The 18,386-nt window shown below is 57.2% G+C and carries 17 protein-coding genes and 2 pseudogenes; 10 read left to right on the top strand and 9 right to left on the bottom strand.

Annotated features, from left to right (window positions below; genetic code table 11):
* Window positions 1-816: 816 nt before the first annotated feature.
* On the bottom strand, window positions 817-1,770 hold the full coding sequence (locus MARLIPOL_RS09500; RefSeq protein WP_012137847.1) for an IS110 family RNA-guided transposase: 954 nt from the start codon (window positions 1,768-1,770) through the stop codon (window positions 817-819).
* A gap of 282 nt (window positions 1,771-2,052) precedes the next feature.
* Between MARLIPOL_RS09500 and MARLIPOL_RS09495 the strand changes: the two genes are divergently transcribed.
* Window positions 2,053-2,466: a hypothetical protein gene (locus MARLIPOL_RS09495; RefSeq protein WP_145768765.1), complete on the top strand. Its 414-nt coding sequence runs from the start codon at window positions 2,053-2,055 to the stop codon at window positions 2,464-2,466.
* A gap of 46 nt (window positions 2,467-2,512) precedes the next feature.
* Window positions 2,513-2,842 (top strand): hypothetical protein, encoded by a 330-nt coding sequence (locus MARLIPOL_RS09490; RefSeq protein ID WP_012137845.1) that lies wholly within the window; start codon window positions 2,513-2,515, stop codon window positions 2,840-2,842.
* A gap of 177 nt (window positions 2,843-3,019) precedes the next feature.
* On the opposite strand, the gene MARLIPOL_RS09485 is transcribed toward MARLIPOL_RS09490, so the two are convergent.
* The 3 genes from MARLIPOL_RS09485 to MARLIPOL_RS09475 are packed head-to-tail and all read right to left on the bottom strand — an operon-like array spanning window position 3,020 to window position 6,094.
* Window positions 3,020-4,438: a hypothetical protein gene (locus tag MARLIPOL_RS09485; protein ID WP_012137844.1), complete on the bottom strand. Its 1,419-nt coding sequence runs from the start codon at window positions 4,436-4,438 to the stop codon at window positions 3,020-3,022.
* Window positions 4,435-4,905 carry a hypothetical protein gene (locus MARLIPOL_RS09480; RefSeq protein ID WP_051123117.1) on the bottom strand — a complete coding sequence of 157 codons (471 nt, stop codon included), beginning with the start codon at window positions 4,903-4,905 and terminating at the stop codon, window positions 4,435-4,437. Before MARLIPOL_RS09480 ends, MARLIPOL_RS09485 begins: the two co-directional genes overlap by 4 nt.
* 4 nt (window positions 4,906-4,909) lie before the next feature.
* Entirely contained in the window at window positions 4,910-6,094 is a 1,185-nt protein-coding gene (locus MARLIPOL_RS09475) for a hypothetical protein (protein ID WP_012137842.1), read from the bottom strand.
* 336 nt (window positions 6,095-6,430) lie between these two features.
* Here MARLIPOL_RS09475 and MARLIPOL_RS09470 point away from each other — a divergent pair, with 336 nt between their 5' ends.
* From MARLIPOL_RS09470 to MARLIPOL_RS09450, 6 genes and pseudogenes are all read left to right on the top strand, one after another.
* Window positions 6,431-6,661, top strand: a complete 231-nt coding sequence (locus tag MARLIPOL_RS09470) for an integrase core domain-containing protein (protein WP_082446117.1) — start codon at window positions 6,431-6,433, stop codon at window positions 6,659-6,661.
* Window positions 6,662-6,732: 71 nt separating this feature from the next.
* A complete protein-coding gene (locus MARLIPOL_RS09465; protein ID WP_012137840.1) occupies window positions 6,733-7,272 on the top strand; it encodes a GrpB family protein in 540 nt (179 codons plus the stop codon).
* A 2-nt stretch (window positions 7,273-7,274) separates the two neighbouring features.
* Window positions 7,275-7,481, top strand: a pseudogene (locus MARLIPOL_RS19040) (GFA family protein); the annotation flags it as partial.
* A gap of 53 nt (window positions 7,482-7,534) precedes the next feature.
* Window positions 7,535-7,621, top strand: a pseudogene (locus MARLIPOL_RS19035) (DHCW motif cupin fold protein); the annotation flags it as partial.
* Window positions 7,622-7,786: 165 nt separating this feature from the next.
* Entirely contained in the window at window positions 7,787-8,296 is a 510-nt protein-coding gene (locus MARLIPOL_RS09455) for an MgtC/SapB family protein (RefSeq protein WP_407638055.1), read from the top strand.
* A 73-nt stretch (window positions 8,297-8,369) separates the two neighbouring features.
* Window positions 8,370-9,680, top strand: a complete 1,311-nt coding sequence (locus tag MARLIPOL_RS09450; protein ID WP_012137837.1) for a C13 family peptidase — start codon at window positions 8,370-8,372, stop codon at window positions 9,678-9,680.
* 23 nt (window positions 9,681-9,703) lie between these two features.
* Here the strand turns inward: MARLIPOL_RS09450 and MARLIPOL_RS09445 are convergent, their stop codons facing one another.
* The 5 genes from MARLIPOL_RS09445 to MARLIPOL_RS09425 form a co-directional block, all read right to left on the bottom strand.
* Entirely contained in the window at window positions 9,704-11,965 is a 2,262-nt protein-coding gene (locus MARLIPOL_RS09445; RefSeq protein WP_012137836.1) for a molybdopterin-dependent oxidoreductase, read from the bottom strand.
* Window positions 11,966-12,106: 141 nt separating this feature from the next.
* Window positions 12,107-12,688 (bottom strand): TetR/AcrR family transcriptional regulator, encoded by a 582-nt coding sequence (locus tag MARLIPOL_RS09440; protein WP_036191024.1) that lies wholly within the window; start codon window positions 12,686-12,688, stop codon window positions 12,107-12,109.
* A gap of 69 nt (window positions 12,689-12,757) precedes the next feature.
* Window positions 12,758-13,753 (bottom strand): asparaginase, encoded by a 996-nt coding sequence (locus MARLIPOL_RS09435; RefSeq protein ID WP_012137834.1) that lies wholly within the window; start codon window positions 13,751-13,753, stop codon window positions 12,758-12,760.
* Entirely contained in the window at window positions 13,750-15,153 is a 1,404-nt protein-coding gene (locus MARLIPOL_RS09430) for an aspartate ammonia-lyase (RefSeq protein WP_012137833.1), read from the bottom strand. Before MARLIPOL_RS09430 ends, MARLIPOL_RS09435 begins: the two co-directional genes overlap by 4 nt.
* Complete coding sequence (locus MARLIPOL_RS09425) at window positions 15,131-16,606, bottom strand: alanine/glycine:cation symporter family protein (RefSeq protein WP_012137832.1); 1,476 nt, start codon at window positions 16,604-16,606, stop codon at window positions 15,131-15,133. Before MARLIPOL_RS09425 ends, MARLIPOL_RS09430 begins: the two co-directional genes overlap by 23 nt.
* A gap of 161 nt (window positions 16,607-16,767) precedes the next feature.
* Between MARLIPOL_RS09425 and MARLIPOL_RS09420 the strand changes: the two genes are divergently transcribed.
* Entirely contained in the window at window positions 16,768-17,598 is an 831-nt protein-coding gene (locus tag MARLIPOL_RS09420) for a helix-turn-helix domain-containing protein (protein ID WP_012137831.1), read from the top strand.
* 152 nt (window positions 17,599-17,750) lie between these two features.
* Window positions 17,751-18,257 (top strand): hypothetical protein, encoded by a 507-nt coding sequence (locus MARLIPOL_RS09415; RefSeq protein ID WP_012137830.1) that lies wholly within the window; start codon window positions 17,751-17,753, stop codon window positions 18,255-18,257.
* Window positions 18,258-18,386: the final 129 nt, after the last annotated feature.

Here is an 18,386-nt window from a genome sequence, read left to right as displayed (position 1 = left end):
GGGTTCCCTCCGCTGGCGCTCCGGCGCCGGTTACCTCAGCGTTATAAGCTGTGTGCAGACCAATGAAACGAGTTAATTTTGACGAAGTTTCGCATAGAGTTGATGAGTACCTGCGGATCTTCAATGAGTCGGGTGCACTAGCTTTTGATATACCTGAGAAAGATTATTTTCAGCTCACTAAATTGACGAAGTGATACCAGAAGAACCGAGGCAATGCTAAGGATTTGAACGAAGGCCAGCTTGGGGAAGTTTTTCAAAGCCTTGGTGTTAAGAGTGATTCGAAGATCATATTCATCTTTGGATTTCTCATGCTGGTTTGGAACAAGAACACGAAAATTCAGGCAGAGAGAAAGGCTGGTTCAATAGAGTTCACAGTAACCAAAACCGAAGCTTATGGCGACCGGTCAGGCTCATAACCGTCAACCGGACGCCAAAAGCGTACCGCTTTTGGTTCCCTCCGCTGCGCTCCGGCGCCGGTTACCATCAGCGTTATGTAGCAAGGTGAACATGGATGACTTGGCAGTATTTGGTACTCGCACCTTGGATTGTGGTTCTTCCAATCTGGTTTTTTCTCATGTTGAGACGAAACTATCGAAAACAGTCGGGTCTGTGTGTCGGGTGTGGCGAGCGGCTCGCCGGTCGCAATACTTGTGAGAACTGCTTGGACCCGAAAGCAAAGAAACTCGGTCGGTTTAAGCCGGTGGTCATCACGGTATTTTTCTTATGGGGCATTCTGAGTATTTCAGTTTTTAGGTATCTGACGTGGTCTTAAACTGTTCACTACATAACAAGTGACTGTGGTGTCAATCGCACACATTAAGCCTTATTTTCGCGCCACGGCTCCTGGTTTTTGACCATGGTATTGAGCACCACGATCATCTTTCTCATACAGGCAATGAGGGCTACTTTTGGGATCTTCCCCTGGGCCTTGAGACGTTCGTAAAAGCGTTTGAAAACCGGATTGCATTGGATGGATGAGAGCATGGCCATGAACATCACGGTTCGAACTCTGTGCCGGCCACCTCGTATCCGCCGCTTTCCATTGAGCTTGCCGCTGTCCCGGTTGATGGGTGCCACGCCGACGAGCGCAGCAATCTCCTTACGGTTCAGCGAACCGAGTTCCGGGAGCTCACTCAGGAAGGTGTAAGCAAGGACCTTCCCAACACCAGGTACGCTGGTCATGATCTCCATTTTGGTACGCCACTGATCGACTTTGGCGACCTCTTGGTCGATCTGTCGGGTCACGTTTTCAATCTGGCTCTGGAGCATTCTGAGCAGGCTTTTGATAGACCGGTGAAGGTATTTGGGCAGTATCTGGAGACGGTTTTTCTCCATGGTGGACATTTCCAGAAGCTGAGAGCGTCGAATCAGTAAGTCCTTAATTTTCTGGGAAGTCTTATCCGGAATCGGCTTGATCTCAGGCTTTAGCGTGGCGGCATACCGGGCAATGACCTGTGCATCGATCCGGTCGGTTTTGGCGAGCACACCGATAGCCTGAGCGTAGCGCCGGACGCTGATGGGATTGACCACAATGATGGGCAAACCAGCCTGGTCGCAGGCTTGAACCAGCGCATGTTCGTACCGCCCTGAGGCTTCCACAACGATGCGTTCGACGTTGTAGTTTTGGAGGATTTTAACGAAATGCCGGATGTGGGCTTCGGTATTTGGAATGGTATGGAACTGCCCGGAGGGATGAAGAGCGATGTCCAGGTTGGCTTTACCGACATCGACACCGACGTTGACTGGGGTTTGGATTTCCGTGTTGTTCATAATAAGCTGACTCTGCCTTGCTATACGGGCTCGAGGCCCCGATGACTGTTCGAGTTATCGCTTGAGAGTCATGCAGCGCTGCGCACTTGTTATCGGTCTCTCGAAAGAGGAGCCAGGCAAGCATCGAGCTGCTGCATGAAGGCCCCCAGCGGCCACTGGGGGTGGGCCTCAATTTACCCAAACACAGCAGAAATTATCCATACAATCGCAGGCACGGCGACGTCTTTTCCATCGCGGCTTCGCCTCCATTCCAAAGCCGCGCATGCTACGGGCGTTATGCCTATGAATAAGAAACGTCTGTGGTTAGCTTCAACTGTTGCTCCAGTTACCCCAATCGTTGTGGTGATCCTTGTGCCCGCGTTGCTTACCCAAGGGCAGGCATATGGTAATGCGCTGCCGATGGCTATTTTGTTCGGCCTACTCACAAGCTACTTGGGAACCATTGCTCTGGGAGTGCCGCAGTTTCTCATGTTGCAAAGGTTCGGGCGGCTCAACCTGACTGCCTTGTCGTTAGCTGGTGCCGCTTCTGGTGTCCTGGTGTTTTCTTGTTTTCTTTATCTTTTTGGGTTGTTATTAGATTCTCAAGCAAGCATCGGAGCTACAGAAATTTTATGGGGCGCTGGTTTGGGGGTCATGGTAGCGGTTCCTTTCAGCCTGCTTGCAGGCATAACCAATGCAGGCAAGGGGCGCTCCTGACGTCGCGCCCCTGCTGCAAACGTTGATATGAGTAAAAGCGAGCTTTATGTCTAAGCTGCAAGTTATTTCAATTTCCGTCCTGTGCTTCGCAGGATTCGCTTCGGTTCTGTCGCTGATTTTCTATTTTGGTGATTGGCCTCGACTGATTGTGTTAGTCGTAGTCGGAGTATTTCTGGGATTGTTAGCTGCACCCTCGATTGAACCGAAAGCGTTCAAACATGCTTGGGCTTACGAACTTCTATCAGGGGCAATGGCAGGTGCCTTGATTGGTCTGATTTTTATTGGCACCGGCGAGGCGCTTTTAGTGGGTGCGTTAATTGGGGCTGTGCTTGGTTATACGGCTCCCTATTGGATAAAGCATGCCCCAACTCCTTAAAACTCATAACAAGGCACATCAGTACGTGGCCTTCGGCCGCCGGACGCCACTGACGTGGCGCCGCTTTGCTTGTCGTTATGCAATCGAGTTGAAACAGAGCAGTAAAACAGATTTGCCCCGTTCTCCCTCCACGCCCCATTTTGATACGTTTCACAGCGCAAAACACTGAGGTTCCAGTCACTCCGTGATTGGCTGTGAGAGGATCCACAGGCTCAGTACAGTCAACCCGACCATGGCGATTGTCATCGGGACCTGCGAGAGCGCTGCGCGCCGCGCATCTTTGAACAACTCGAGAGCGAGCCGGTGCGCGACCAGGACAGAGAGCGCGTGCCCCACAATCAATGCTGTGAAGGCTATCCACCAGATGTGTCGGGTCCCGATGACGCTGATGTCGATGGACCAGTTCCGCGTGCCGAACAGATCCCACCCCAGACCAAACGGATCGGACGCCGCGGGGAAGATCAGCTGGCCGGCGATCAGCAGGTACGAGACATAGTGCGAGAGGTGGTAGGCGACCGCGATAGGCAGGAGCGTGCCGGCGAAGGCGCGCGCGAGATGACCGATCCTGAACATATCTCCGACCAGTGCCTTCATCACCATCATCAAAACCCAGTAAGCGCCGTAGAATCCGGCAATGGTCACCAACAGGCCGATGGTGCGAATCACCTGGATCAGATCCGCCCCCTGATCACGCAGCCAGAGCAAAGAGGGGCGCAGCGATTGCGAGTTGCTCACGTAATCCAGCACTGCGCCCCAGACGGGGGTCTCGGACAAGCCATCGAAGAGCACAATCCCGATGAGGCCGGTGGCCAGCGTCACCTCGCCGCAGACCGGCGCTGCCCTGGTCAACAGGCCCTCGCCCGGCGGACGCACGCGTACGGTGGTGGGGCTGATCACTGCGAGAGGTGCAACCCGGCCAAGCACAGCGAAAATGCGGCTTAGGGGGTCTGCCACCCGGAACCACTGTTCTCCGAAGGCGAGCCCGCCGAAGAGAGCGACCAGGAGATAGACGGTCACCAGCAGGCCTACCACGTGCGGATCTTCCGGCCCGTCCGATGCCAGCTCGATCCATCCGATCGCCAGCAGCCCTGCCGGCGCCAAGAGACCGGCAGCCGACGGCAGGTTGGCCGCACTGTCATGCCATGGCCGGCTGGTCGCCAACGCCGAAAACGCCGCCAGCCTGCGGAATGGGTCGATCTGCGGCCAGAGGCCGATCACCAGGGCCGAGAACAGCACGAAACCTACCCACCAGATCACCCAGACCCAGACGGTCGCGAAATTGCGCATGGCCTCCTGGGGTCCGAAGAACGCAGAACCGAGTAGGACTGCCAGTACAATCAGGCCGGCAGTGCCCAGCATCGCAGAAAACGCGTGACCGGCTTTGGCGGGCAGCGGTATGTCCAGATGCCGAGGGCGCGCCCGCCCGGTGCGGAGAAAAAACAGTGCACCAAGAAACGACGCCGCCACCGCCATCCCCGCTGCGGCAAGATACAGACTGAGCGGCAACGGCAGGTCGTAGCGGGCGCCGAAGGCATGAGCCTGGGCCTGCGACGTCGCCAGAACCGTTATTGCGAGCGCAACCGGCCAACGTGTCACTCAGGCCGAACCTCAAGGTAGGCGAGCACGCTGTCGGTGCGGCCCAGAAGGTCCTGCAATCCGTGCGCTTCAATGGGAAAGCGGCCCGCATGATCGGCGCGGAAGTTCATGACGACCGGCGTCTTGCCGTTAAAGCTTCCGGACAGGTTGTACCCGTGCAGGTGCAGTTCAACACCAGTGGGCGAGTGCAGTACCAGGCGGACCGTCGTGCCCTGGCGGACCACAATGGTCCCGGCGGGGCCCTCCCCCAGCGTTCGTTCAATTACGGTAACCCCGCTATCCGCTACCTTGTGCGGGGCCTCGGGTACGGACCCCGCAGGTCGATGGTCGGACGTATCCCGAGCCCAGCCAACCCCGAGTGCTGTACATAGCAGGAGAACGCCTATCATTGCTGCCACAAGCCCGTTCAGATGCATCGCCACCTCCGGGAGGTCTACCGTGGCGCCGCCGATCCAGCGCCGCGGCATTCGCCTAGTGTCCGGCCAGGTGGTTCCACTCCGGCAAGAGCGTGAGCGAGTTCGGATTGAACCCGGCGTTCTTGAGGGTGTCCATCGAGGCGACTACCTCACCGCTCTCGAGATCCACCACCGAGACCGAACCGTCACTCATGTCCGGCAGGTTGATGAACGAGTTCTGGACGAATCCGTACCTGAAGTCCGGCGTGAATCCGACATGGTGGGCACCATCGGCCGTGACAACCTGTCTAAGCAGCTTCGGCTTCGTTGGGCCTGCCGAAATGTCGAAGATGTGCAGGTGACCGGGCTTCATCGCCGTCGTCACGTACATGCGATCGGGGTTCTGGTTGTCATTGAAGTAGATCTCAAGCGGCACAGAGGCCTTATACTCTGCGAAGTTGAAGATCGTCTCCCGGGCGAACGCCTGCGAGTCGGTATCCCAGACCAGCGCCTCGAGTGTGTGTCCGAACATGTTGGTCACGATCGCGGTCGCCGGGTCGGCACCGGGCACGAAGAACACCTCGACGGGTGCGACCTTGGACGGCGACGCGGCATCGGACATCTTGATCTTGCCAAGCGGCTTGAGATCAGAGGCACGCACCACCGAGACGAACTCGTCCGGGGTGGTCAGATCCGGCGTGATGGTCGAGGTGACCAGTATGCGATCAATCGCAGTGTTGACGGCGAGGCCGTGGGGGTAGGTACCCGGCAGCTCAATCTCGCCCACCATTTCGTCGCTTGCGACGTCGCCGACGATCACCTTGCCGGAGCCCATGCAGGTCAGATACCAGCGCTCGTTCGCTTCGTCCAGGATGACGTCTTCGGCCACGTTACACGGCGGCGTTTCGATCGTGGAGAGGCGGTAGGGATTCTTTGTAAGATCAAGAACCTGAAGCGCTGGCTGTTGCAGGCCGGTGATGTAGGCCTTGCTCATCGTTCGGTCATAGAAGATGTGGTGCGCGACTGTGGCGGGGTCAATCGGAATATCAGAAACGATCTTTCCGAAATTCGGACTCTCCGGGTCGACATCGATTATCGCCAGACCCTCGCGCCGAGCTGTTTCGCCAGATAACTTGAGGCTCTTCAACTGGTCAGCGGGTTTGCTTTCGTAATTCATGACGGCCAGGATTTCTGCGGTCGTCGGGGTGAAGGGGGCGAATGCTGCCAGGGCAGCCAACGTCCAGGGGATTGCTGTTTTCATGGGATGCCCTCCTCAGGGAAGGACGACCACCTGAGCCAATCCCAGGCAGTCCCATAGCAATATATAGCGCTCGCCGGACAGGAAAGCAACGAGTTTCAGGACGGGTCAATCACGCAAAAACCGAGGGCTGGAACCGATCTGTTAATAAAGAAGGTGAAATTTGGTGCGTTCGAAGCTGAGGATAGGAAATCGAGAAAGTGAGTAAAAGCTTGGGTGTGAAAGTTATCGCCGAGCTACGGCGAATATTCAGAGGGCTGCCGGGTAAAGCTGTGGAGAAAAGGCCCATCAGCAAGCAGGAGAAGCGGCATTGCGCAAGAATACTGGGAGCTGCTGGAAATGGCAGGGATGGTTCGCAGCATGAGCCGCAAGGGCAATCCGCTGGACAATGCGGTCATGGAATCCTACTTCCACACCCTGAAAGCGGAGTTGGTGCACGAGCGTCTGTTCGACACGAAAGTGCAGGCGGTCTCAGAAATCAATCACTACATGATGTTCTATAACAGCGAGCGGCTGCACTCGAGTCTGGGCTACCAATCCCCGGAAGAGTATGAAAAGCTCAGTGCCTAAAGTGTCCACCAAAGTGGTGAAAGATCAAGGCCGCTGAAGATTGGCGTTATGTTGCAAAGAAATGGTGAGTCGTGGACGAAGAAGAATCACTCAACAGAGCAATTTATGAAGAGGTGGTTATTATCCCTTATGACAAGGGATGGCCGCTTTTGTTTGAAGAAGAACGTGACCGCCTCCTTCATCTTTTTCCAGGTAGCTTTTTGGCGATCGAACATATTGGAAGCACTGCTGTACCAGGCCTTTCAGCCAAACCTGTCATTGATATCCTGGCGGGCGTAGATGCGATGCCACGCGCTGATGCTCTGATAGAACCGTTGTGCCAGGCAAAATATACAACGTCAATGGAGTTCAACGCCTCATTAGTTGGGCGACGCTGGCTTATGCGATGGGCTGAGGGGCGTCGAACACACCATTTGCACCTTGTGGTTTACGGCAGCCAAGAATGGCAACAACGGTTGGCTTTCCGCGACAAACTCCGTACCAATGCTGAGATAGCAGCGCAATATGAGCAGAATAAGCGGGTATGGGCGGCTGAATTCAGATCGGATAGAGAGGGCTATACTGCGGCGAAGGGTGATTTCATACGGGGAGCTCTGAGCAGTTCAACATAACCATGCCAAGGACAGCGATAGTTTTTACGTTGCGGCTTCGCCTTCACTACAAAGCTGCGCGTGTTGGCGGCGTTATCACACAAGGAGGTGCATCAATGAAGCAAACAGGCCGTTGCCTCTGCGGGGGCATTCAGTACGAGATCAATGCTCCGCTGGGCGATGTTCTGAACTGTCACTGTTCAATGTGTCGAAAGCTTCATGCTTCGGTATTCAGAATCAACCAGCCGCGTATGGCGGACGCCCCTGTCTGGCCGCCGTTTCGTTCCGCGATATACGGATTCGTATGGTCGAGTACAGCCCCGGCTATCTGGCTGATCATTGGTGCGCCATAGGGCACACGGAGGTTTGCTGGAGCGTCCTGCAGCTATGCCACCAAGTGAGTGTGGAACGAAAGCGTATGTTTGCTCAATGGAATAAAGACTCTCAAGCATTCACCAGGCCTTGAAAGTGAGCTGGAGTTTCACCTGTGTTCGCCCTACATTAAGAACATAGGGGTCGGCGCCGCTTATTTGATATGGCTTGGTATTCCATGGACGATGAAATAGTACTGATTGGCAATACCGTTGTTTCAGAGTTTTCAGGCCTCACTGACCTGGGCGAAATGCTGATTGTTTTGCTCAGGCTCCTGCTTGCCGTGCTTCTGGGAGGAGTGCTGGGGCTTGAGCGGGAACAACGAGGCAAAGCAGCCGGTGTGCGCACGCATATGCTGGTTTGTATGGGGGCGGCTTTGTTCATCCTGATTCCTCAACAAGCAGGCATCTCTGACGTGGAGATGAGCCGTGTTATTCAGGGCGTGATTACCGGCATCGGCTTTCTCTGTGCGGGAACAATCATCAATCGCAGTGACGAGCAAAGTGCATCCGGACTCACCACGGCGGCGGGCATCTGGTTCACGGCCGCAATAGGAATCGCCGTCGGACTGGGTCGGGAACAGACGGCTGTTCTATGCACGCTTCTGGCCTGGATCGTATTGTATGTGGTACCTAAATTCTCGCGCCTCATCGGTTCGAAAGAACGCAAATAGGCTAGCCGCCCTAAAATAGCAGAGACGCTGGCTGGCCCCGTTCACTCATACAACTTTCAGGACATAACACAAGATGACGACTGTCTTACCGCGCCGTTTGCGAATTGCCTTGTCACTGACAGCGGCTCTTGTACTCGCGGGCTGCGACACTTCGCAGCTGCTGCCGCCCGATGCCCGCCTACCGGATGGCAGCACCTATTCCGGCGATGTCCGGGACGGCTTCTTCCATGGTGAGGGTGTTCAGGAATTTGCCAATGGTACTGTTTACAGCGGTCAGTTCCGGGAAGGGTATTGGCATGGCGAGGGGGAACTCGAATCTGCGGCGGGCTGGCGTTACCAGGGCGGGTTTCAGAACGGCCTGATGGCGGGGCAGGGCGTGTTTGAAGATGAAGACAGTGGCGGTGTCTATATCGCCGAATTCGTAGAGGGTAATCCGGTAAAGGGCAAGCACGTTACTGACTACGGCACCTATGAAGGGGAGTTCCGCGACTGGTATTACCATGGTGAAGGTACTTACACCTTCGAATCGGAGGATATGGGCACCTTTTCAGGCACTTGGGAATACGGTGAATTTGTTGATCGGGAGGAGTATAGCCCGGAAGAGCCGCCAGAGCCCGCCACGGAAAAGGTACTCACGGAAGATCGCCAGCGCCTGGACGACCAGATCGACAATCTGGAGTCTGAACGGCCAGGAGTGACCGACGCCTATTTCCTCGCCGTGGGTGGGGATGGTACCGAATCAGTTTTCAAACGCGACATTCAGGTTGCCAGAACGGGGCTTCAGGCGCAGTTTGATGTAGAGCAGAGAGCTATTATGCTGCTCAACCACCGGGATTATGAAACCCTTCCCCTGGCCACCCGGCCTTCCATCGCAACTGCTCTGCAGGCGTTGGATGAGCAGATGAATCCGGAGGAAGACCTGCTGTTTGTCCACCTGGTCAGCCATGGCAGAAAAAATGGGCAGCTACTGCTGCAGCAACCCGGTATCGAGCTGCCTGACCTGGCACCCGAGGACTTCGCGAAGATGCTGGAGCCGCTGAACGTCCGTCGGAAACTGCTGGTGGTCTCTGCGTGCTATTCCGGACACTGGCTCAACCAACTCAAAGATAGCGATACACTGATTCTGGTCTCTGCGCGGGAAGACCGTACGTCCTTCGGCTGTGGCGACGACTCGGAAATGACGTGGTTTACCAAAGCGGTGTATCAGAGTGTCGGCTTGTCACTCACCAATCCTGATGCCATGTTCGAGCAGATCGACCAGCGAATCAGAAGCTGGGAGGAAGACGCCGAAATGGAAGAAGAAAGCTGGTCCTATCCCCAGTACCACCTGGGTGAAAGCCTCCGGCAATGGTTAGGCCGGAGAGTTTCCGACCCGACCGGTTAATCAGGCGTACCGGAAGCCTCCCGTCACACTTCACACCTCTCGATTTGCACCGGCACATGCTTGTGGAACGGTGTGCGCGAAAGTGGATCGCAGTGCTTGCTATCGGTGAGCCGGTTCAGTTCAGGGCCTATCGGTGCGCTGTCCCGGTAGCGCATGCCGTACCCATGGGGCAGGGTGACCATGCCAGTGCGAACGCTGTCGTCCACCTCCACCACTACCTCGATACTGTCCCGGGCCGAGCGGCACAGGGCCTTCTCGCCGTTATCGATGCCCAAGCGGGCGGCATCCTCGGGGTGCATGCGCATGGCGCCGTGGGGGTCTACCTTTCGCCAGGACGGATCCCGGTAGATCTGGTTGGCGTTGTAGCTGCGTCGTTCGCCGGCCATGAGGATAAAAGGATAGTCCTTGTCTGCGGCGGCTTCGGTTTGAATGCCCTTCAGTTCGTCGAGCATCTCGGGAATGGCAAGGTGAATGCGGCCGTTCTTGTGGGCGATGAAGGTCCACAGGTCTTCGAAACGATGCTCGCTGAGTGTGATGCCAGAACGCCCGGCCAGGATCGCCTGGTACAGGTTTGCGCCCAGGGTTAGGCGGTTGCCCTTGTGACCGGCCCGCTTCACTGCCTTGTAGTGCTGTTGGGCGTAAACGTGGGTCAATGCCAATAGGGGAGCGGTGGCGGCTGCGTTGTTGGGCAAGGTTTTACCGATGGTGCGGTAGACGATGGAGGCGGCGAGAGGAATCCATTGGCGGTTTCTCGCCAACATCGTACCCAATGCCGCAAGGCTGCCGAGATACTGGCCGCGTTTGGCCTCCAGCCTGGCCAGGCGCTCGAGTTTGGGGAAACGTTCTGGCAGTGCTCCCATCTTTTCCAGTAACCGGGTGTAGATCTCCGGCTCTGGCAAAGTGCCGGTTTTAGGTGGAAACAGGGGGTGACGCAGGTGGAAACCGTTTACCGGGAATTCCAGGTTGAAACCGGTAGCTTCCCATTTCTCGAACTGAGACGAAGCGGGCAGCACATAGTGGGCGGCGCGGGCGGTTTCGGTGAAAGTCACGTCGATTACGACCGCCAACTCCAAAGAAGCAAAGGCCTTTTCATACGCCAAGGTATCCGCCCAGGTGAGCAGGGGGTTGGCGCTGTCGACAAACACCGCCCGCACCCGGTCTTTTCCCTCATGAAGGATTTCATCTGGCAGGATGTTGGGCGGGTAAATGCCGGCGATGGGGAACATCTTGTGGTGGACGGTGCGCTTGTACTTTCGGTTGCGCTCGTCAGTGTGGCCAAGGATCGGCAGCAGCATGGTGTGCAGGTTGTTGCCGCCAGGTTTGCCGAAGTTGCCGGTGACCAGGTATAGAAGCTTTTCCAGGTAGCCGTTCAGGGTGGTGTGCAAGGTCTGCTGGATGCCCAAGTCGATACGCACGCAGGCGCTGTCGGCGTTGGCAAAGTCCCGGGCTACCTTCTCCAGAGTCGCCAGCGGCACATCGGCTCGGGCCGCATAGTCGGCAATAGGGATGGTTTTCAGGGCATGCTCTACCTGATCAAAGCCCCGACAGTGCCTGGCGAGGAAGTCCCGGTCGTGCAAACCCTCGCGCACGATGATCGCCAGCATGGCGCTCATCAGATAAGCGTCGGTGCCTGGGCGAAGTTGCAGGTGGATGTCCGCCATCCTGGCGGTTTCGGTGCGGCGCGGGTCCACCACGACCATGGTGCGGTCGGGGTCTTTTTTGATGTGTTTCAGAGTATCGCGGGCGTTGGGAATACCGTGGGCCTGGAACGGGTTGGTGCCAATAAAAAGCACATAGTTCGCGTGCTCCACGTCCTCAGTGGTGTGGCAGGTCTGGTTACCGAACAGCCGCCCATTGACCCAGAAATCGCCGGTCTTTTCCTGGCCCAGAGAGTTGTAGCTGAAGTGGCTTTTCATGGCTGCCAGTAGTTGACGGCTGTAAGCACCACCAAGATGGTTGCCCTGGCCACCGCCGCCGAGAAAAGCGAAGGCGTTGCCCCCATGCTGGTCGCGAATCGCCGTCAGTCGTTGAGCGATATCGTCCAGTGCCTCATCCCAGCTCACCGGTTTGAACGAACCGTCGCTTTGGCGCTGCAGTGGTGTCGTCAGACGGTCGTCGTGGTTCTGGTAATGTTCCAAGCGCGCCGCCTTCTGGCAGATATAGCCCTGGCTGAAAGGGTGCGCCTTGTCGCCCTTGATCTTTTTGAAACGGTTTTCCTCGATTTCCACGCTCAGGCCGCAATTGCGGGAGCAGAGAATGCAGGCGGTGGTGTCGGTAGTCGTCATGATGACCTCGTCATAATTCCCTGGTGCCGGAGCATGGCGGCTTTGGTTGTATGGGTAACTTAATGCCCGTTAAATAAACGATCGTTTATTTAACGGGTAAAAACAAGCCCTATCTTGTAACAACGCGATGGTTAAGGCGTTCTAATCAGTGGAATTCGGGCCATTTTTGCCGGCGATGACCATAGCCTGTTCTACACAGGCATTGAGTACCTGATCCTGCAGTGCTGGGTTGTTCTGCGCTCTTGCCAGGGTGATGCCGCCCACCGCCATGGCCAGTATCGCCCAGGCTCGGTCCGGATCTGGGGTCGGCATAGCGTCGCTGAGGTTAGCTACAAGCTCCTCAAGGTGGCGTTCATAGGTTGCCTTTACGCTGGTGTTTGCACGGGCGACTTCGCTGCTAAGCGAAGGCAACGGACAGCCCAGCTCAGGGTGGGTCAGGTGGCTGCGGCTCAGGTAGCGTTGTAGCCTGTTCCGCAATGGGATCGGGTTCGAATCGTTGTTGAGAAACTGAGCCTGGGTTAAGCGCATCTCATTGTCGACTATGGCCTCAAGCAGTTCCCCCTTGTTCTTGAAGTGACCATAGAAGGCACCGCCGGTGAGGCCGACGGTAGCCATCAGGGCATCGACACCGGTGATGCCGAAGCCTTGCTTCTTGCTCAGGGCGCCGGCGGCAGCAATCAGTTTTTCGCGTATTTCGACTTTGTGGCTGGCTGAGTAGCGCATGGTGCCCATCTGGTTACTAAGTGATCGTTTAGTCTAGCAGGAAAGCAGACCCGGCACGATGGGCCAGTTTCAGTCACCACTGTCCCCGCACAAGGGCTGCATCAGGCCACGGCGGAGTGCTTGCCCCTTATGGCCAGTGGCCAGCAGGTAGTGCAACTTGGCGAAGGCAGCCTCTGGTGTCAGGTCCGAGCCGGGCAGAACGCCGATTCTGTCCAGTGCCGCGCCGGTGGCGTAGGCGTTCTGGGAAACCGGGCCTTGCAGGCATTGGGTGATGTTCAGGATGGAGATCCCTTGATTGACGCCGTGTTCCAGGGCCTGGATCAGCACGGGGTTGGCGTCGGGTGGGTTGCCGGCACCATAGCTGTGGATGATCAGGCCCTGGAGCCCCGGTAGTCCTAATGTTGCCTGAACGAGGGCAGCGGGAATGCCTGGGTAGAGGGTGAGTGCGGCGACGGCACGGGTGTCAAATTCCGGTATCAGAAAGTCCGGATGATCTGAAGGCAGCCGCATTTCGTCCCGGAGACTGATATCGATACCTGCCTCGCCAAGCCAGGGGGCGTTGGGGGAGTCGAACGCATCGAGTCCGTTGGTGCTGATTTTTCGTGCCCGATTGCCACGGAGAAGTCGGTTGCGGAAGCAGATGCAAACCTCCCGGAGTTGTGGCATGGCCGCCATCGCCAGGGCGGTGGTGACATTGTCCAGGGCGTCGCTCCGTTGCTGGTCCAGGGGAATCTGGGCACCGGTCAGGATCACTGGTTTGTCGCAACCGCGAAGCATGTAGGACAGGGCTGAGGCGGTGTAGGCCATGGTGTCTGTGCCGTGAAGCACCACAAAACCGTCGTAGTTGTCCCAGTGGCTAACCAGAACTCGCGCGATGCCGGCCCAATCCGATGGCGTGAGGTTGGCGCTGTCAATCAGCCGGTCCAGCTCAATGACGTCAAGGCCGGGCAGGTCGAGGTGCCTCTGCAGGCGGCCCCTGAAATTCGGGCTGGGTACGTACCCCTTCCCGGAGGGCACCATTCCGATGGTGCCTCCGGTATAGACCAACAGCAACTTGCGGTTCATACACTCTCTCCGACGGGAGCGAGCATTGAGCGGGGGCTGAGCAGTCGGTCCAGCTCCTCCGGTTGCAACAGCGCTTCGGCAAGCACCAGCTCACGCACGGTGGCACCGGAATTCAGCGCCTGGCTGGCAATACGGGTGGCATTGGCGTAGCCAATCCGTGGCACCAGCGCGGTGATGATGCCAATGCTGTTGTCCAGGTGGCGCGCGCATTGTTCGACATTGGCGCGGATATCCTTGATGCAGCGCTCGTCAAGCATCGTGCAGGCGGATTCCAGCATTTTCATGGAGTTCAGCAGGTTGTAGACGATAAGCGGCTCCATGGCATTGAGCTGCAACTGGCCTGCCTCTGCAGCCATAGTGACAGCCAGGTCGCTGGCGATCACCTGGTAGGCGGTCTGGTTGACGGCTTCCGGGATCACGGGATTGACCTTGCCGGGCATAATGGAGGAACCCGGCTGCCGTGCCGGCAGCATGATTTCACCGAGCCCGGTTCTTGGCCCGCTGGACAGCAGCCGAAGATCGTTGCACATTTTGCCGAGCTTGACCGCGAAGCGCTTGAGTATTCCGGAGAACAGTACGAAGGCACCCATGTCAGAGGACGCTTCCACCAGGTTGCTGGCGGACACCAGCGGTTTGCCGGAGATCTCCGCCAGGTAGCTCACTGCCAGGCTTTGGTAGCGGGGAGGCGTATTGATGCCGGTACCAATGGCGGTACCGCCCAGGTTCACCTCACACAGCAACAGGCTGGCTTCGTGCAGGCGGTCGATATCCTCGCCCAGGTTGACGGCAAAGGCCTCGAACTCCTGCCCCAGCGTCATGGGTACGGCGTCCTGTAACTGGGTGCGTCCCATTTTCACCACGTCGGTGAATTCGCGGCCTTTTGCCTCCAGGCGTTCCTTCAGCCGGATGATGGCGCGCTCCAGCGGGGTTGCAGCGAACTGGACTGCGAGGCACACCGCGGTCGGGTAGGCGTCGTTGGTGGACTGGGAACGGTTGACGTCGTCATTGGGATGCAGATGCTGATATGCCCCGAGACCATAGCCCAGCTTGGTCAGTGCCAGGTTGGCGATCACTTCGTTGGCGTTCATGTTGGTGGAGGTGCCGGCTCCACCCTGGATCAGGTCCACCACGAACTGATCGTGTAACTGGCCTGCGACGATGTCGTCGCAGGCTTCCACTATGGCTTGCGCCTTGTGAGGGGCGAGCACGCCCAGATCCCGGTTCGCCAGCGCGGCAGCCTTCTTGACCATCGCCAGTGCGCGGACAAAATCCGGGAAGTGGCTGATGGGTACGCCGGTGATGGCGAAGTTGTCCAGGGCGCGCTGGGTCTGGATGCCGTACCAGGCGTCTTCGGGCACCGCCAGGTCGCCCAGGAGATCATGTTCGAGACGGGTGTTCATTGCTGACTGTTTCCTGCGTGGTGATACGTTCAATATCTTCGGGCTCGATGGTCCAGGCGGCGGCGTCCACATTCATGTCCTTGAAGCGGGCGGCGTCGAATACCGGTTGTTCAATGCCAGCGGCAATCTGCCGGTCAAAATCCTTCAGCACGCGCAGACCGGGCTTGAACAGACACAGAAGGGCGATCAGGTTGACCAGGGCGAGCAGTCCCATGGTGACATCGGCGAAACCAAAGACGGTGCCCAGGTCAGTGGTGGCGCCCCAGCACACAAGGCCGATGACGGTTACCCGGAAGATGTTGAAGAACTTCAGGTTGGCGGAACTGAAGAAGCTGATGCTGTTCTCGCCCAGATAGTAGTTGTAGAGAATGGTGCTGAATCCGAACAGCAGCAGGGCGATACTTACGAAGCTTCTCCCCCAGTCGCCGACATGGTCTGCCAGGGCCGATTGGGTAAGTGCTACGCCGCCCACATCGCTCATGCCCGCGGGGTCGTAGATTCCGCTGAGGAGAATAATGAATGCCGTGGAGGAGCAGATGATCAACGTATCAATAAATACCGAAAACGACTGCACTACGCCCTGGTTGGCGGGGTGGGGCACATAGGCAATCGCCGCCACGTTGGGGGCGCTGCCTAAGCCAGCCTCGTTGGAGAACAGGCCACGCTTGACGCCCATCATGATGGCTGCACCAATGCCGCCACCGACCACCGGTTCAAGCCCGAACGCACTGTTGACGATGAGCATGAACACATCGGGAATCTGCTCCAGGTTCAGGGCAAGCACCACTGCGGTAATCAGCAGGTAGCTGCCCGCCATGATTGGTACCAGGAATTCGGTAACGCGGGCTATGCGCTTGACTCCGCCGAAGATGATGACGCCCACCAGTACCGCCAATGCAATGCCGGTCGCCAGGACGGGCACACCAAAGGCGTCGTCAACAGAGGTGGCCACGGCGTAGGACTGCAGTGCGGTAAAGCCGAAACCGAAAGTCATCAACAGCAACACCGAGTACACGCCCGCCAGCCATTTCCATTTCGGGCCCATGCCCCGGGCAATATAGTGTGCCGGGCCACCCCGGTAGGTGCCGTCGGCCTCCGCCTGTTTGTATGTCTGGGCCAGGGAGCACTCGAGGAAGCTGGTGGCCATGCCCATCAGACCAACAACCCACATCCAGAAAACCGCGCCGGGGCCACCAAGGGTAATAGCCACCGCTACGCCTGCGATATTACCCCCACCGACACGGCCGGCGACAGACAGCAACAGAGCCTGGAAAGAGCTGAGGTGGCCGTGCTTGTCTCGTTGGAAGGCCTGGCTGGCGCTGAGTATCCGAAACATGCGGCCGAAATAGCGGAACTGGACGAAGCGGGAAGCAACGGTAAAACCGATGCCAACGACAACGAGCAGGGCGATCAGGACCTTGCCCCAAAGCAGGTCGTTGAGTAACTCCAACATAGGGAACTCCAGTGGTTGTTTTTGTCAGGGGATTGCATTTAACCAGCCTGGGGCAACTGGTAGAATTCGTAGACTGGCGTCAACCTGGTGCGATATGTCGCACCATTAGCGCCAAAACGCGCCAGCGCAGGCTGGTGCTTCCGGATGAGAGGGCGAGTACGATGGGCGACACCAGCACGCATCAGGACCTGGCGCAGAACCTGAGGTTGCTGTGCAGCTACTACAAGTCGATTGCGGAGGTGTGCCGTCGTCTGGACATCAACCGTCCGCAATTTAACCGTTACCTCAGCGGGCAGCACAAACCCTCGGCGAATATCCTGCGCCGCCTGTGCGACTTCTTCGGGGTTGATGAACAGGAAATTGCACTGCCGCACTGGCAATTTCAACGGCTGGTGCGGGTAAGGCCCGTTCCCGAGAAGAAACGGCAGGGGGACGATGAAACCTTCCTCGAACATCTGGATAAGTTGGGGCAGGAGGGGCGCAACGATATAGACCGTTATCTCGGCTATTACTTCGAATACTATTTGTCGATGTCCACGCCGGGGAAGGTTTTACAGAACCTGGTTTGCCTGGAACGCCGGGGCGACCAGGTGGTGTTCCAGCGTACCGAACGGATGCGTCCGAGCAAGCATGAACCGTTCTGTCACAACCAGTACCAGGGTGTGGCCTACCTGCTGACGGACCGGTTGTTCCTTGTGGACTATGAGACCCTGAACCGCCACGAAATTACCCAGACCATCCTGTTCCCCAGTTTCCGCAACCGGCTGAGCCGGCTCACGGGACTCAAGATCGGTGTGTCTGATAACAGCGAACGTATGCCTTGTTGCGCCCGGGTACTCTATGAATATCTGGGGCCCAGCGTGCGGGTACGTAAGGCTCTGGCGAGTTGTGGTCTGCACGATTTGCGGGAAGACACCATGGATCCCTCTATTCTGGAGGCCGTTCGCAATGACATGCTGGCGGGGGAGTTCCTGTTTCGCGCCCGCCACTAACTGGCAATCTGTTGTGAAACAAAGTCTGGTACACAAGCTGGATTTAAACCGCTAATTTCCACTGTTTCGCTATTTTTTGGAACAAAAACCTCTCGTCAGCCGTCCTCCCTAATGCATACCAACCAGGAATGGTAAAAAAGGAGAACGTATCCATGAAAAAGCATGTACTGACCATCGCAATTTGCTCCATCCTATCCACCGGTGCTCTGGCTCAAGAAGGCTCAGCCAATGCCAACGCACAGGCACAGACCAACATGAGTGCTGAGGCCAGCGCTCAGAACGGCGTTTCTGCCAAGGGTGGCGCATCAGTCAAGGCGGAAGGTGGCGTCGACGGTCAAGCGGTTCGTGATAACGCCAGTGCGAAGGGTAAGGCAGTCAGTAACCAGGCCCGCCAGAGTGCTGACCAGGCAGTAAGTGCCGGCGCTGAAGCAGGCCAGAAGGCCCGCAACAAGGCCAGTGCCTCTGCGAAGGCAGGCTCTGAAAAGGCCAGCGCAAAGCGCGAGCAAGCGCAGGAGCGGATGAAAGGCGCTGGAAATGCCGAGATTCGGGCGGAATCCAATCAGCAGCTGGGAACGTCTGTTTCCGACGGTATCAAGGGTGAGATGCAGAACAGCGTGAAGGGATCAGTGAAAGGATCCGGTAGCGGCGGCATGCTCTAACGGTCACTCTCGGCTGTACCATTTGACAAAAATGATGTGATTTTCGAATGGTAATACGGTTCGGCCAGTAGCGTAAGTTCAGGTTTTTCAGGCAGGATAGGCATTGCTTCTCATAACGTGAGTAATGTT

Origin of the sequence: Marinobacter lipolyticus SM19 (assembly GCF_000397065.2) — a bacterium.
Classification (GTDB): domain Bacteria; phylum Pseudomonadota; class Gammaproteobacteria; order Pseudomonadales; family Oleiphilaceae; genus Marinobacter; species Marinobacter lipolyticus.
Note: the sequence above shows the minus strand (reverse complement) of the source record. Positions and strands in the feature narration are given on the sequence as shown.